At 60.6% G+C, this 15,131-nt stretch carries 7 protein-coding genes and 2 pseudogenes; 7 read left to right on the top strand and 2 right to left on the bottom strand.

Features of this window, described 5'->3' with window-relative positions; genetic code table 11:
• Positions 1 to 126 precede the first annotated feature (126 nt).
• Both AC1DKV_RS37990 and AC1DKV_RS37995 read left to right on the top strand, forming a co-directional pair.
• Positions 127 to 1,524, top strand: a complete 1,398-nt coding sequence (locus AC1DKV_RS37990; RefSeq protein ID WP_477139475.1) for an ISKra4 family transposase — start codon at positions 127 to 129, stop codon at positions 1,522 to 1,524.
• A 166-nt stretch (positions 1,525 to 1,690) separates the two neighbouring features.
• Positions 1,691 to 2,822: pseudogene (locus AC1DKV_RS37995) on the top strand (IS110 family RNA-guided transposase).
• Between the two features lie 1,041 nt (positions 2,823 to 3,863).
• On the opposite strand, the pseudogene AC1DKV_RS38000 reads toward AC1DKV_RS37995, so the two are convergent.
• A pseudogene (locus AC1DKV_RS38000) lies at positions 3,864 to 4,394 on the bottom strand (transposase); the annotation flags it as partial.
• A 307-nt stretch (positions 4,395 to 4,701) separates the two neighbouring features.
• On the opposite strand from AC1DKV_RS38000, the gene AC1DKV_RS38005 reads away from it, so the two are divergent.
• The 3 genes from AC1DKV_RS38005 to AC1DKV_RS38015 all read left to right on the top strand — a co-directional run bounded on the left by AC1DKV_RS38005 (position 4,702) and on the right by AC1DKV_RS38015 (position 10,508).
• Positions 4,702 to 5,421 carry a Crp/Fnr family transcriptional regulator gene (locus tag AC1DKV_RS38005; protein WP_477139476.1) on the top strand — a complete coding sequence of 240 codons (720 nt, stop codon included), beginning with the start codon at positions 4,702 to 4,704 and terminating at the stop codon, positions 5,419 to 5,421.
• A gap of 45 nt (positions 5,422 to 5,466) precedes the next feature.
• A complete protein-coding gene (locus AC1DKV_RS38010; RefSeq protein ID WP_477139480.1) occupies positions 5,467 to 6,588 on the top strand; it encodes a sensor histidine kinase in 1,122 nt (373 codons plus the stop codon).
• A 1,643-nt stretch (positions 6,589 to 8,231) separates the two neighbouring features.
• A complete protein-coding gene (locus AC1DKV_RS38015; RefSeq protein ID WP_477139477.1) occupies positions 8,232 to 10,508 on the top strand; it encodes a catalase in 2,277 nt (758 codons plus the stop codon).
• Between the two features lie 332 nt (positions 10,509 to 10,840).
• Here the strand turns inward: AC1DKV_RS38015 and AC1DKV_RS38020 are convergent, their stop codons facing one another.
• Positions 10,841 to 11,338: a response regulator gene (locus AC1DKV_RS38020; RefSeq protein WP_477139478.1), complete on the bottom strand. Its 498-nt coding sequence runs from the start codon at positions 11,336 to 11,338 to the stop codon at positions 10,841 to 10,843.
• A 2,617-nt stretch (positions 11,339 to 13,955) separates the two neighbouring features.
• Between AC1DKV_RS38020 and AC1DKV_RS38025 the strand changes: the two genes are divergently transcribed.
• Together AC1DKV_RS38025 and AC1DKV_RS38030 are read left to right on the top strand one after the other, a co-directional pair.
• The gene (locus AC1DKV_RS38025; RefSeq protein ID WP_477139479.1) at positions 13,956 to 14,579 is read left to right on the top strand and encodes a DUF6884 domain-containing protein; all 624 of its coding nucleotides are present in this window, start codon (positions 13,956 to 13,958) and stop codon (positions 14,577 to 14,579) included.
• Complete coding sequence (locus tag AC1DKV_RS38030) at positions 14,576 to 14,884, top strand: hypothetical protein (protein ID WP_441622579.1); 309 nt, start codon at positions 14,576 to 14,578, stop codon at positions 14,882 to 14,884. The genes AC1DKV_RS38025 and AC1DKV_RS38030 overlap by 4 nt, the downstream gene beginning before the upstream one ends.
• The last annotated feature ends 247 nt before the right edge of the window (positions 14,885 to 15,131 follow it).

A 15,131-nucleotide genomic window follows, 5' to 3' on the forward strand; every position in this document is an offset into this window, starting at 1 on the left:
TGACTTGGCTGGATCGTCGCTTTGACCGTCAGACCGTCAATGATCGGTTGCGACAGCTCGAGGGGTAGGTTGCGACAGCTCGAGGGGTAGACTGGTCGCCGCAGCCTCCAAGGGAGGACGGCGGCCATGCGTATCAGCTTGCTACTCGTAGTGCAGGACGATGGAGGCGCGCCAGCCACCGTCACCGAAATAGCCCAGCTCGAGAGAGATGGCCTTGATGTGGGCTCGCTGGGCCTGCATCTGGAGGAGGCGAAATCATTGCTGGGTCGGCTGCAGCGCACGATGGTCACGGCACAGGTTGCGGAGGCAGTTGCCCGGACCAGCGTTTGTCCCACGTGCGGGGCGCAGCTGGCTTGCAAGGGCCACCATTACTTGGTTTTCCGGAGCGCGTTCKGGCGACTGTCGATTGACAGTCCGAGGCTGTATCCCTGCCGGCGGTGCCAGGGCGACGCAGGTAGCTTCAGCCCGGTCGCCCGCTGTCTGCCTGAGCGGGTCAGTCCAGAACTGCAGTATCTCGAGGTCAAGTTTGCGGCGTTGATGTCGTATGGTCTGACCGTCAACGTCCTTCAAGAGGTATTGCCGCTCGATCATGTACTGGCAGCCACCTCAATCCGGCGCCAGGTCACCACGCTCGGTCGCCGGCTGGAAGCGGAACAGGCCACCGACGCCCGGCAGCAGGCGGAGGTGACCGCGAGCGTCGGTTCGTCCGAGATCCCGGAGCCCAGTCCGATCCGCGCGGTCGGCATTGACGGCGGCTACCTTCGGCGGGCCGGCCACCGGCGCCGCCAGGATGGCTGGTTTGAAGTGATCGTCGGAAAGTCCCTGCGGGATCAGGATGGCGGGCATAGTTTTGCCTACGTGCATAAACTGGAGCGCCGACCGGCCGATCGTATGTGGAATTTCCTTCTTCGTGAGGGTGTGCAACCCAGTCAGCCGGTGACCTTTCTGTCGGACGGCGGGGATACCGTACGGTTTGCCCAGCTCGGTTTTGGTGACCGCGGTGAGTACGTTCTCGATTGGTTCCACATCGCCATGCGGGTACAGAACCTCGCACAGATGATCAAGGGCCGGCCGGCCCACAGCGACGGCCCCAGCAACGCGGAATTGATCAAGGCGCTGCATAGCTCCAAGTGGCACCTGTGGCACGKCTGCCCCTATCCGGCGTTGCGCCGACTGGAAAGCCTGGGCTGGGATCTGGACGCTGAGGCCAGCCCCGAGGAGGCCAAACTCCTTGGCAAGCTCGAGGAGTTCATTGTCTACTTGGACAACAACCGGCACTTCATCGTGAACTACGGTGACCGCTATCGACATGGCAAGCCCATTGCCTCAGGTTTTGTCGAGTCAGCCGTCAACCAGGTGATCAGCAAGCGGTTCGTCAAACGGCAGCAGATGGCCTGGCGGCCTCGGCACACGCACAAACTACTGCAAATCCGGACCGCGGTGCTCAATAACCAGCTATGTTCTTACGTTGAACGCTGGTATCCCTCCATCGCCGGAGAAGAAGACCACCGCCTTGCCGCTTAGTCAGCCCCCGATTTCGCGCGCTCTCGTGTTCCAGCGCTAGTCAGTATGACTCCCCTGGAGGCAAAGGCTGGCCCGCCGTGAGGAATCAAACGCGGGTTAGCATGACTRCCAGAGCCGCATGGTGTGGACAGTGCCACACCCGGCGATTTCCAGCGCGGAGGCCAGCATGKAACACGATAGCACTTTGTATGTCGGTTTAGACGTCCATAAGGATTCGATCACCGTTGCTTATGCACTCGGCATKGCCSAGGTCKAACTGCTTGGCAAGATCGGTACGTCGAAGGCCGATATCGATCGCCTGTGCAAGCGCCTGCAGTCTAAATCGCGCCGGATCCGCATCGTCTACGAGGCAGGCCCCTTGCGGCTATGGCCTTTATCGGCAGCTTGCAGGGAAGGGATTCGAGTGCATGGTGTGCGCGCCGTCGCTGATCCCGAAGAAGCCCGGCGAGCGCGTCAAGACCGATCGGCGCGATGCGGTCAAGCTCGTGCGATCGCTGCGCGCCGGTGACCTCTCGGCCGTGTACGTGCCCAGCGTCGAAGACGAAGCATTCCGGGATCTGTCACGTGCCTGGGTCAGCGCCAAGGACGATCTGAAGCGCGCCCGCCAACGGCTGAAGGCCTTTCTGCTTTCGCACGGTGTCCGCTACACCGGCAGAGCTGACTGGGGGCCAGCACACCGGCGCTGGATAAGCGCATTTGCGTTCGATAGCGACTGGCAGCAACTTGCCTTTGACGAATATCGACGTGCTATCGAGGACCGGCTCGCGCAATGCAGCCGTCTCGAAGCGGCCCTGCGCGAGGCGGTGGCCAACTGGCGCTTCTACCCGGCCGTACGGGGCCTGCAGGCCATGCGCGGGGTGCAGTTCACCACAGCGATAGGCATCCTTGCCGAATTGGGTGATCTCTCACGCTTTGCGCATCCACGCCAACTAATGGCCTGGCTCGGTGTGACGCCCGCCGAACACTCGTCCGGTGAGAAGCGACGACAGGGCAGCATCACCAAGACTGGCAACAGCTACGCCAGAAAGCTGCTCGTCGAGGCTGCCTGGAGTTACCGGCACCCGGCACGTGTGAGCCCCGAGATCCAGCGCCGGCACGAAGGCATCCCCAAGGCCATCGTTGATCGGTCCTGGGACGCCCAGGTTCGACTGTGTCGGCGCTATCGGAGACTTGCCGCACGTGGCAAGAACCCGAACATTGCGGTGGTCGCGGTGGCCCGCGAACTGAGCGGGTTCATCTGGGATATCAGCCAGCTCGCGATGTCGCTTGCCGTACCGAACGAGGCACAGACAACGTAACCCAGCGCCGGTATCAATCTATCTGTCACTACTGTGAGACCAGTTTCCTGAAGGCGGCGTAGCCCGGCACACGAGCAACCCGCGAAAAAGCTAAGCAATGGATTTCATCCGACTTGCGGCGCTAGATAGCGGGCAGGCTCATTGGGCGGACCTCTGTAATGCGGTAGCCAACCCGCGGATATCAGCGTGATCCACCGTCGAGACTTACTGCTACGTCGCCCTCAGGAAATTGGGTGAGGAACAACATGGAACTGTGAAACCGAACCAAACCAATCTCGATTGACACGGGGAGTCATATCAGCTTTGAAACAGAAACAACGCCTGGCACGCACGCAGCTTCTGCCAGCCTGCGTTTGAGTTCAATCKGGTGATTGCGGCTCCCGTGCAGGCGACCGCCCCGTTTTGCCACAGACTCCAAAGTAGTCCCCACCAAATTCTGATGGTGACTACTCTGGATACATTCACCTTACGCGTCTACACGGCCTTCAGCGGACGGTTACGAACTGCGCAGGCGGTACCAGGCCTCGAATATGTCCTGGGAACTTCCAACCATGTCAATCCAGATTTCGAAGCCGCGATACTCAACGGAATGTTGCATAGGGAACTCCGGCACGTTTGCGCCGGCAATGATMGGCGGCAGCTATTGAGGGCGCGCGCATGGTGGCAAGTTCGCTGCCGCCGGCGTCGGCAAACCGAGCAGCGGCCTCATGGCAGCCTGATACCGCCCGTATAGCGCTACATCGTCGCGGGATTGGCTCCAGTGGCCGCGTGTCTGAGGTACTGATCCGCAAGCGCAAGCTCAGCCTGTGCATGGTCAAGCGCTTGCACGATGGCCTGCACATCCCCTACGAAAGCCTGCTGTCGTAAGCACGCKGGCACCAGGCAAACGGCGGAGGCGCCGAACGAGGGCAATTTGCAGTGGGCATTGCCGGCTACGGCGGCGAGCCCCACCTTGCTTTGCGTGCTCGATGAGCGGACGAACGAGCTGGTGGTCGACAAGGAAGTGGCCTTTCGCGCGAGGCGGCCCGAGGGGTTCGCTATGGTCGGATGTTCGCCGCGGATAGACGAGCCTGAGCGGCGGGTGACCGGGGCGAGACCGGCATAGGCGGCAAGATGCGCGGCTGAAGCGAAGGCTTCGCGACCTCAGTGAGCAGTCTGGCGGCGGTCCTGACGCCGACTTCCGGCATGCTGGTCAGGACCGGCCAGCGAGGGTGTGCCTGTACCAGGCGTTCGACTTCGCTGGCGACCTCGTCGCGTTGTTTGCGTGAGGCGACGAGCTGCAGGGCCAGGCGCGGCATGACGATGGTGGCTGCCTACGCGCGCTAGCATGGTTAGGCGGCTGGCGAGCGTCTTCTCGCTGGTCGCGGCAAGCTCGGCGGGCAACGGGTAGCGCTCGAGCAGATCGAGCACGGCCGGATGGTCCATGCGAGGTCCGTTCCAGTGCGGATGGATCTGGGTGAGCAGGCCGCGAATGCGGTTACTGGTTTGGGTGATTTGGGCAGCCAGATCGTCGTCGAAGCCTCACAGCATGGTGAGTTCGGCGAGTGGTTCGTCAGCGAGTCGCAGCGAGCGGGGCTCCCTTGTTTTCCCTGCAAAAAGTGACGAAAACGACTGCGTCCTGCCGCAGCCATCGAAGAGGCCCGGAAACCTGTTTTACTAGCCAAGCCACACCGCGTGCCCTGGATGCTGCAGGCAGCGGTGATACCGCGGCCGCGCCAAGGGCAGATAGGTTGGATGAATTCTGCCGTGTCCTGGCATCTTGGTAAAGATCCCTTTCTGGTCGTGCGTCAGTGGGCGTATATTTAGATTGCGGTGCCAACCCGTCATCTGCTGCCAAAAAGTGCAGCAAGGGGCATAACACGAGCAGTGAGGCCGACGCATGCATGCGCTTGAAAACCCTAGGGAAAATCACCTCCTGTCCGTTTTGCCCGAAGTGGAGTGGGCTCGCCTAACTCCGCTACTGGCCGCGGTAGATTTGCCACTAGGCCACGTTATCTACGAGTCTGGAGACCGCCTCGATCATGTGTACTTCCCAACCACGTCGATCATCTCTCTCCTCTACGTCATGGAAGACGGCGCATCAGCCGAAATTGCGATCGTCGGTAATGAAGGCATCGTGGGTGTTGCCCTTTTCATGGGAGGCGAAACCACGCCGAGCCGTGCGATTGTACAGAGCGCTGGCCGCGCCTATAAGTTAAGCGGCGCCGCCATGAAGCAAGAATTCAATCGAGGTGGCCCAATGCAGCGACTACTGCTTCGCTATACGCAGTCGCTGATCACGCAAATGGCACAGACCGCTGTTTGCAATCGGCATCATTCAATCGACCAGCAACTTTGCCGTTGGCTATTGCTGAGCATGGACCGCTTGCCGTCCAACGAACTGCGCATGACGCAGGAGTTAATCGCCAACATGCTGGGCGTGCGAAGATCTGGCGTGACAGAGGCGGCGCTGAAACTACAGAGCGCCGGCCTGATTCGCTACMGTCATGGGCATATCGAAGTACTCGACAGGCCTGGGTTGGAGCAGCGTGTGTGCGAATGTTATGCCGTCGTGAAGCAAGAATGTGATCGTCTGTTGCCCGACTTACGAGCGATTTGAGCATGTCACATCGGCAACGAACCACTTCGGATTTCCATGGCAAAACTGCGACTGGCTGAGTTCATTCTCCACGACATGGAGACCATCCTGGCGCAGTGGGAAGCGTTTGCGAGTACGCAATTGCCGGCTTCGGCGACTATGAATCCGCCGGCACTACGCGACCACGCCGAGCAAATTCTGCGGGCAGTCGCAAAGGATTTGTCTACTTTCMAGACCAGGATAGCCCAGGCAGAAAAGTCGAGGGGCCTAGCCCTCCAATTGATCGACGCCGCAGAAACCGCCGCACAGACGCATGCCCATCTTCGCTTGCGAAGCGGCTTCGACATCAACCAACTGGCGGCTGAGTACCGGGCTCTGCGCGCCAGCGTTCTTCGTCTATGGATCGACAATTGTCAGCCTGACTCACCTGATCTCGATGACATGATCCGATTCAATGAGGCCATCGATCAGGCGCTGGCAGAATCGATCGGTCTTTTTACTGCGCAAGTGGACCAGGCTCGCAACCTGTTTTTGGGAATGCTGGGCCATGACATGCGAAGCCCCCTGCATATCATCCAGTTGACTGCGGTCTATCTTGCGAGTGTGGAAGCTGGAGAGAACGTATCCGGTGCCGCTCAGCGGCTGATCAAGAGCGGTGCTCGCCTGAAGGCGCTCCTGGACGATTTACTTGATTTCAATCGAACATCGTTGGGTCTACGTATCAATCTTGGTTCGGACAAAGTCGACTTGGCGAACTTGTTCGCCGAAGAGTTAACTCAGTTACGCGCTGCGCATCCGGGCCACGGGATCAATCTGGAGGTGAAGGGCGACACGCAGGGTGTTTGGGATGGTCGACGTCTGCAGCAGTTGCTCGGCAATCTGGTGGTGAATGCAATCAAGTACGGAGCGCCGGACGAGCCTGTACGAGTAGTTGTGGCCGGAGACGAGCGGGAAGTTCGCTTCGAGGTCAGGAATAGTGGGCGAGCCATCGAGCAATCGACCCTGGCTCAGCTCTTTGACCCTCTAAAGCGGGCCCCCGAGCATGAGAGCAGCCAACCCGCCGATGGCAGCCTTGGACTAGGCCTGTACATCGCGCGCGAGATTGCCCGAGCTCATGGTGGCGAGATAACAGCACGGTCCGACCAAGAAGAAACGGTATTTGCTGTCCGCTTGCCTCGCTGCGAGTAACGGTCATGTTGCATTGCACGGGAGTGCACTGGATCAGGTACCTTGCTAAGTGGATCTTGAAAATCATGAGGGAATGCTTGCGTAGCTGCGAAGAGTTATTGCCTGTTGCGTTGGTGAACGCCTACCTTGGAAATCGGGAGCTAGCCCCGCGAAGATGCGAATAGCCTCGCGCGTGTGCTCAAGCGACGCGGGCCGATCGGCGGGCATCGCGTTCTGATCGTTAGCCGGTGCGGGTGGCGTGGCGTCGTGCTCTTCCATCGTGGGCTCCCTCAGGATGGCGCACCTCGCCAGCGCGAGACGCCTCTTGTCAGCAAGTATAACCAGCCCCCGGACGCACGGGGCGGGGTGGCCAGCGCGGGCCCCATTGCTCTGAACAACAGGGCAATATTAGGCCTAGAGCGCGCCCTGAAGCTTCCAAGTCCGCATGATCAGAGCATCAAATTTCCGGCCCCCTAGTACGAATACCGCACGAGTCCTGCGAATGAGTTAGACGTGGTCAGTGTACCGCTTACCGGGAACCGGCGTATTACCTTCGCTGTGCAAGCAAAACATGGCTGCGTGAAACGCGTGGCCGATACAATATGCGATCGGCACAACGGCGCATAAGAGCATAGGAGCGCTCTCTCGGTCATTCAGGACGGCGCCCCCACCTGCTCCTTCTCAGGTGAAAAAAACCTTTCTCCTCAAGTCGGTAGATACGCAAAGCMGGCGGTATGTCGGCCAATCTCGGACGACTATCGTGGAGCCACCAAATCAGTTGTATCCCTCCCCCCGTTTTGATTCTGAACATCCCCCTCATCGACGCATTCTTCACCGCACCCTTTCCCAGCTCTAGTGTCCATTCGGAGGAACGCCAACTGAGCCCGGCGGCATGCTAGCGACAATCCCGTCGTTCGGCGATCCGGMGCCCAGATATCGAATCGGGTGCCATCCCCGCTGCGGCTCTAACGTCGGATTTTTGCGGCAGTTTTTGAGGATCTGTCTGAACCCGCACCGAAGAGCCCTTGCCGAAGCGCGCCGCAATCGCGTCTTGCACACTTGACAGCGCTTCGGCCTGGTGCTTTGCTTCCTCTGCTTCCCGCGCTTTGCGCGGTTCCCCACGCAACGCCGCCCGCGGCAACTCGCGGCGAAGAACCGCCACTCACTCTGCAATGGCGTTGAAACGCCTTGTGTCGGCGAACGCCCAGCCAGCYGCAGATTCTATGCCAACCGTACAAAAGGAGTTGATGGGCGCTTTGATGACGGTGAAAGTTGGCAGGAAGCTGAGTCAGGCATCGCGAAATGCGGGCACGCTTTCTAAACGAAAAGACGGAGTTCCCGATCTTTCATTAGGATCTGGGACATAAATGCATGATGCGCCTACTGGAACAGGCGCTAGTCTGAGAGTCCCTTAACGCAGGGCACCAACCGCCGCTGTGCAATATTCGGCGGCAATATCTACCACTGTCTTGTAGAAATGCGTCGTACCGGGGCCACGTTACCCGAGCGATAGCCAGCCCCGTTTGGACACAGGTTCTAGCACAGTGAGGATTGGCTGGAGCGCGCGTGCGCATATCGATTTGCGCCGATTCGTCCTTGGCGCGCAATCTGCCTTGGATCGGTCCTTGCAGCTCGTTCTTGCCGAAACTTCTCCCGGATCCGCCATGCCAAAGACGCCAGCCCCCAAGAAGCCTGCCAACAGCGCAGCTAACAAGCCCAAACCCGCGCCCAACGAAACCGCGCCGCCAACCGTCACTGGAGCAACCACCAGCGATAAGACACAGACCGTCAGCCGGGCGGCCACCGGGGCGGATGCCGCATACGACCGCGCCGTGACAGAGCGTCTCGCTCCCCGGCCTACGGTATTGGGCACCGATACAGTCGGCAATCTCGTCTCGAACGAGGACCGCGTGCTGACCACCAACCAGGGCATGCCCATTGGCGAGGACGATAACTCGCTTCACCTGGGGGCGCGTGGCCCCACACTCCTCGAAGACTTCCTGCTGCGCGAGAAGATCACTCACTTTGATCACGAGCGCATCCCGGAGCGCGTGGTCCACGCGCGGGGCGCCGCCGCGCATGGCTACTTCGAGTTGTATGAGTCGCTGGCGGAATTCACCACTGCCGACTTCCTGCAGTGTGAGGGAGCCCAGACGCCAGTGTTCGTACGCTTCTCCACCGTGGCGGGCTCACGCGGGTCGGCGGATCTTGCGCGTGACGTGCGCGGYTTCGCCGTCAAGTTCTACACGCGGCAAGGCAATTGCGATCTGGTCGGCAACAATATGCYGGTGTTCTTTATCCAGGACGCYATCAAGTTTCCCGACTTCGTCCATGCGGTGAAACCCGAGCCGCACAACGAGATCCCGCAGGCAGCGTCKGCGCACAACACCTTCTGGGACTTCGTGTCGCTGCAGCCGGAATCAATGCATATGGTGCTGTGGACCATGTCAGGCCGCGCGCTGCCGCGCAGCTTCGCCACCATGGAAGGCTTTGGCGTGCACACCTTCCGCCTGATCAATGCCAAGGGGAGTGCCACCTTCGTCAAATTTCACTGGAAGCCGGTGCTGGGCGCGCATTCGCTGGTGTGGGACGAGGCCCTCAAAATCAACGGCAAGGACCCGGACTTCCACCGCCGCGACCTGTGGGAATCGATTGAGAACGGCGCGTTCCCAGAGTATGAATTCGGCGTGCAACTGGTGCCCGAGGAGGACGAGCACAAGTTCGGCTTCGACTTGCTCGACCCGACTAAGCTGATTCCCGAAGAACTGGTGCCGGTGCGCCGTGTGGGCAAGATGGTACTGAACCGCAACCCGGACAACTTCTTCGCGGAGACCGAGCAGGTGGCTTTTCACCCCGGGCACCTGGTGCCGGGGCTGGATTTTACTAATGATCCGCTGTTGCAGGGGCGGCTGTTTTCCTACCTGGACACGCAGCTCACGCGGCTGGGCGGCCCAAATTTCCATKAGCTGCCGATCAACCGGGCACTGGCCCCGGTCCACAACAACCAGCGCGACGGTTTGATGCGTCAGACGGTGGTGGGAGGTCGCTCCAGCTATCAACCMAACAGCGTGGGCGGCGGTTGCCCGTTCCTGGCGGGCAACGCAGATGCACACCTGAGTTACGCTGAAAAGGCCGCGGAGGGTGCGGCCAAGGTGCGCCGGCGCAGCGACACATTCTCCGATCACTTCTCGCAAGCCAACCTGTTCTGGCGCAGCCAGACGGATACGGAAAAAAGTCAGATTGTCGATGCCTACACCTTCGAACTCTCCAAGGTGGAGATCCCCGACATCCGTGCCCGTGTGGTTGGCCAACTGGCCCATATCGCGGCCGAGCTTGCMGCCGGCGTGGCGAGCAAGCTCGGCATAAACGTGGAGCCTGTGGGCAAGCCGGTCGAGATCGACGATTACGGCCTGGCGGCTTCGCCAGCGTTGAGCCTGGCGTCGCAGCCGAAGGGCAATATCCGTGGCCGAAAGATTGCCGTGCTGGTTGCGGACGGCGTGAGCGGCGCGGCGGTAGCCGCGTTCAAAGCCCGGGCCGAGGATGCCGGGGCATCCGCCAAGGTGATTGGCCCGCGCGCTGGCGGCGTGACTTCCGCGCAAGGCAAGGTGGTGCCGGTCGACCACGCGCTGTCGTCCGTGGGTTCGGTGCTGTTCGACGCGGTGTACGTGCCGGAGGGAGACGTCGACGCGTTGCAGGCCGACCCCGCCGCCCTGCTCTTCATCTGCGAGGCCTATAAGCACTACAAGCCGATCGGCGCAGGCGGCACCGGCACCTTGCTGATTGCGGCCGCCGCTCGCGCGGCCGGGATCGACGGCGGCTTTRCCGGGCCGGGCGTGGTAATCGRCAAAAACGATGGGGGCGCCCAGCTCGATGCATTCCTAGAGGCCGTGGGCGAGCATCGCTGGTGGGCGCGCGCGGACGCCGCGCGGGTGATGGCCTGAGTGGTGGGCGCAATGCGCGAGGCGGGACCCCCGGTGCTGCCATCTCGCCTCACCTGAGCGACGCCCGTTCAGTCGCGCCGCGTTGCTGGCAGCAGTGGGGCTCCGCAGTGGTCACCGTTCTGGCGGGCGTGGCTAGCCGCCCGCCTCCACGCCGCCGCCGTGGGACGTTCGATGCGGGCTTTCCCATTGCGCGAGGCGGTGCTGACCAGTTGTGAGGAAGGCCCCGTGGTATCAGATGAGCCAGACCAGATTAACTCAACGAATACCGCGAGTGAGTTCGGCGCGGCGCGCTCGCTTCTCTACCCTCCGATGTCGTATAAACGTAGGAKGACCTAGGACGCTGTGCCAACGCGCGCGCCATCTTTCATGAGACGCTCGATCTTTGCCAGGTCGTCGGGCTTGCAGAAATGCTCAGTAAAGCCCGCTGCTATTGTAGCTTCGCGCTGCGCTAGTGATCTTTGTCCGGTGTACGCGACGAGGCGCMATCTGGCAGTTGGATAAAGCTCCCCCAGGCGCCGAGMCGCTGAGATTCCATCCATTCCAGGCATCTMCACGTCGAGAATGATTAAGTCCGGCCAGAACCATGCGACAGCGGTTATCACCTCCGTCCCGTCCMCGCAGACAACCACTTCGTGTCCCAAAAACGCAGCCAACGCGCCTAGTGGCTCGCGCTCTGACGCATTATCGTCCGCAATCAGTATTTTCATAACCCCAGACCCCCAAGGCACTATTAAATGCAAGCGCGGTCCCAGAAGAGGTCCCTTTTCGATTGTGCGGTGCAGCGCAAGGGGGCGCGGGTGTGGGCGCGTAGGTACTATGAGGAATCGCATTTTGTGATGGCGATGCGCCGCCGGGGGAACGACGTCCCCTCAATAGTTGCGGAACCGTCGGCCCCTCGGTCCGGCTCGTCGGCGGCAGGATCCATCGTGAGCATGCCCGTTTTTTCGCGTTCGGCCGGCGTATCCATTGCACTGGGTTCGCGTGGAATTCTGCCGCATGCCGAGGTATGCCAGTTGCCAGTGGTCCATTGCGCTTTTTCCCAATCCTATTTCCGGAATGTTGTACTAGTGCGCAAACAACGCGATCAAGATGATGATCGGAATAGGTACCCCAAGCATAAGAAGAAGAAGCGAGCGCATCGTGTACTCCTAAGCAGGTCTGACTGCAGGTTCGCTCATTGCGCGTTGCGAGACGACCATATGGTMGCGCCGAGCACCACCAAAGGTTGCGCAAAGGCTGGCAAAGAATGCACCGCAAAGCAAGGCTACGAAAAACCATAGACTTCCATGTGCTGTAGCCTTGCGCGCCATGTCTGCCCGCTGCGCAGCAGCAGCTTCTTCAGTCTTGATTGCTTTGTCGAGCCTGCTATATGTGTCCAATACACGTTTCTCAGCGTCCACGTCGCTCAACCCTGTGAACCGCGCCACCTGCCTCGACGCATACAGCTTGTCCTCGGGCGTTAGCCCACCCGATCGAACATCGTGCAAGAAAATGGCAGTCATTTCGGCGCGGGGTACGGATTCGGCAGTGCTTGTTAAAGGTTGGTCGGAGCGCCACAACATATCCCCAAAGTAAGCACCGGAAGCGGTGCGCTGCTGGGACGGGTCGGGCGAGGCTGCGACCGATCGMGCGCTCGCCAGGAGCCCAGCCGTGACGGGCGCGGTCGCACCAACCAGGATGGATCCGATCGTMGCAGTGAGGAACGCTGCCGTAGCCAGGGAAGCGACCGCCCACGCCAAAAAACCATGCGCGGTATCCCGAAAATAAACTTCGTCCGTATGCACTGAGGCCCATTTCACGCGGAGACGGCCTGCCAGATAGCCGCCKATTCCGGCTGCGGCAAGCTGAGTAAAAACGAGCCAAGCTATGGTTGAGGCGCCCAACGTGTTCGCRCTGGCACCGTTGCCAGCCCATGGGGACGCGGCGKAAAGTCCAAGACCAACTCCCAGAATGAGGAGAATCAGCGAGATTGCTGCCGCAGCACTTCCGCCGGCTAAAACTGCCCCCCACGCGACGCCCGAAGCGGTTGAATCGGGTTCCGTCACTTGCTCCGGGCCGTCGAGAAAATGGGATGTCATGATTGACTCCGGTTCGGGAAACGAGGTGGGCGAGGTGGGCAGGCACGCAAGCTCTGCGATTGACTTCCTCAAAATGCCTTTCGCAAAAATTATGCCAACGATGAGTCTCGTCTTTGAACTGGCCCAGTGCCGAGTGCCCTAGGTTTCAATGCACGCTCGTCGCGCCGCGCAGGCAGGTCATTCCTGCAAGTTCGGTAGAAATATCCACATTCTTGCCAGTTATCCCCTCCTGAATGGCAAGGTGTCGGTACGTCCGTATCTGGAGCGGCCCCCTGAATCGCCTACAAGGACCTTCAAATCCGGTCAATTCTTTTCTCAATCCAGCCTGCATCAAATCCGGGGCGAGCGACAAGATGGGACTGCACACCTACAACCGGCCTACGAACGCGCTGAGCTCGGGCCAGAATGCTTAACCGCTCAGCATGGCTCCATCCGGACAGCGGCATTGCAGTTTGCGTATGCCACTCGATTCATMGAGCTGTCATGCTGTCGGTCCAACCTGTCGTCGATTCGTCCGTTGTAGGCTGTCAAGAAAAGATGACTCGGAATCCCYATGTAACGTCAGGGTCGCTCGGAGGTGAAGCAAGCTGGGACATGGTTAATMATGAATGTCTCACCACGATTCAGCAGAGCCCGGATGATGCGTGCATGTTTGGATTCGCTATTGGACCAAAGCGCGCAGGGCATAGTCAAGGTGAACGCCCTTTCCGTTTTCCAACTTCGACGGCATTCCCACGGACGCCCCGCACGTTCGGGCGGCCTGATCGATTGGTAGACCGTGGGAGCGCGAGTCGCGCGCACTCTATCCCCGAGATCGGAGCACATCTTGATCGTGGCACGGGAGGGCAAGGTTGAATCTGGCAGAGGTCTTGGCATGTGCAGCTCAAAAAATAGGGCATGTAAAAGAGCGACTCCATCGTTATTTCACGAAAGTGAAATTATATCTGCGAACGCCCGATCTCACGCCAGTGCAAACGAATGCAATAGTTTGATGCTGCGATGCCCTTGTGCTACTGACCCACGGGTTACCGCGAGAGGAGCGCGGACGACTATGTTTGTGACGCCGCAGCCCCCATCCAGCCCGGTCTTCCCGCGCGATATGCGAGGTCACCCAAAACCACGATGTGGGTACCCATCATGGCGTCAAGGCCTCGCTCGTCGGCGCGCGGAGCGCAAAGCAGGCTGGCCGGGACATATGACATCGTCGGGAGGCGCGGCCTTGACTTCCGGCAGGCCCCTGCAGATTGGATCCATGTTCACCACGTAGGTCACTGCTGTCAGCGCCCCCCTTCCAACTCATCCTCTTTGATGAAATTGCCCACACGGCCGTTGCTCGTATGCCGGTTCGCGCGTTGKTCCTCATGGCGTCATGTATGAAACGTTCCGCGCCCACGTGCGAGCCGATGCGCAGCCCCAGGTCATCATCCTCTCGGCGCAGCATGGCTTCATCCAGCCGKACGCGGAGATTGTCCTCTACGATGCCCGCATGACCGCAGGTCTCGCGAAGACCATGCTCTCGGACCTGTCGACGGCGATGGCCGATGCGGCGTGGCCCGACCAGCTCGGCCCGGTTTTTCTCGCCGGCGGCATGCACTATCGTCGGGTGATGCGCGCAGCCGTAGAGCGGTGGGCCCGTAAGGTTGGTGCTGGCAGCGCGCCTACGATCATGGAAACCAGCGGCGGCATCGGGATGCAGCGCTCCCAGCTCGGCMAGTATCTGGACAGCCTAGCCAATGAACTTACCGAAGAGATCGGGCGCTTTCCCAACGGGGTGCCCTACTTCCGCCGCGCTGGGCCGTTCACGGTGGGCGAGCGCGTCATTCACGTCTACCGTCACCTGCCGGGCATTGTGCCCGGTTGGGCAACCATCCGGACCCTTTTCCAAGGACCCAGTGGCCTGACCGCCGAAGCCGATGTCGAGGAGGGAACGGGAAACCGCGCGCACATCGTTTCCCGTTGGATTGCCCTGAACAGCCTCCAGCCGAACCAATGACTATCACCATCCCCCTGCAGCTGGAAGCCAAGGCCCTCGCTGCCAACCTCGATGGCACGCCCGGCGCCCTGCTTGCCCTMACCCATGCCGGCTACCGCTACTGGACCAAAGCCAGACGCCTGCATTTCCCGCCGCCGCGGCGCGAAGCGTTGCTGTTGGAGATCATGCGTTTCTGTGCAGACACAAACCTGCTGGAGTGCGCCCCCGACCCTGAGGACCGAGACCGCCAGCACGTGATAGAAGAGATGCTCGATGCCCGCTATCTGCGCTATGCACGCCTCAAGCGCAATCGGCATCGCGCATGAGCACGGTGGCGACCTTCTCTCCAGAGCCACACGGCGGCGAGCATCTGTCCGCCTGGTTCCACCCCGCTAACCTGAAGGCTGTGTCCGCCTCGAAGAGGCGGCAGGGGTGTGGGGAAAGCGGAATATCGCGGTAGGAATGCCCATTGCTGGACACCCCCCGCACAGATCCCGGCGTGCCCAATTCAGGCACCGGGCTCCCACCTTGGGTGTTTGACGGCGAATCTGTCGCCTGGCCATGGATGAAGGA

The sequence above is a fragment of the Cupriavidus sp. 05T41 genome (assembly GCF_056396525.1).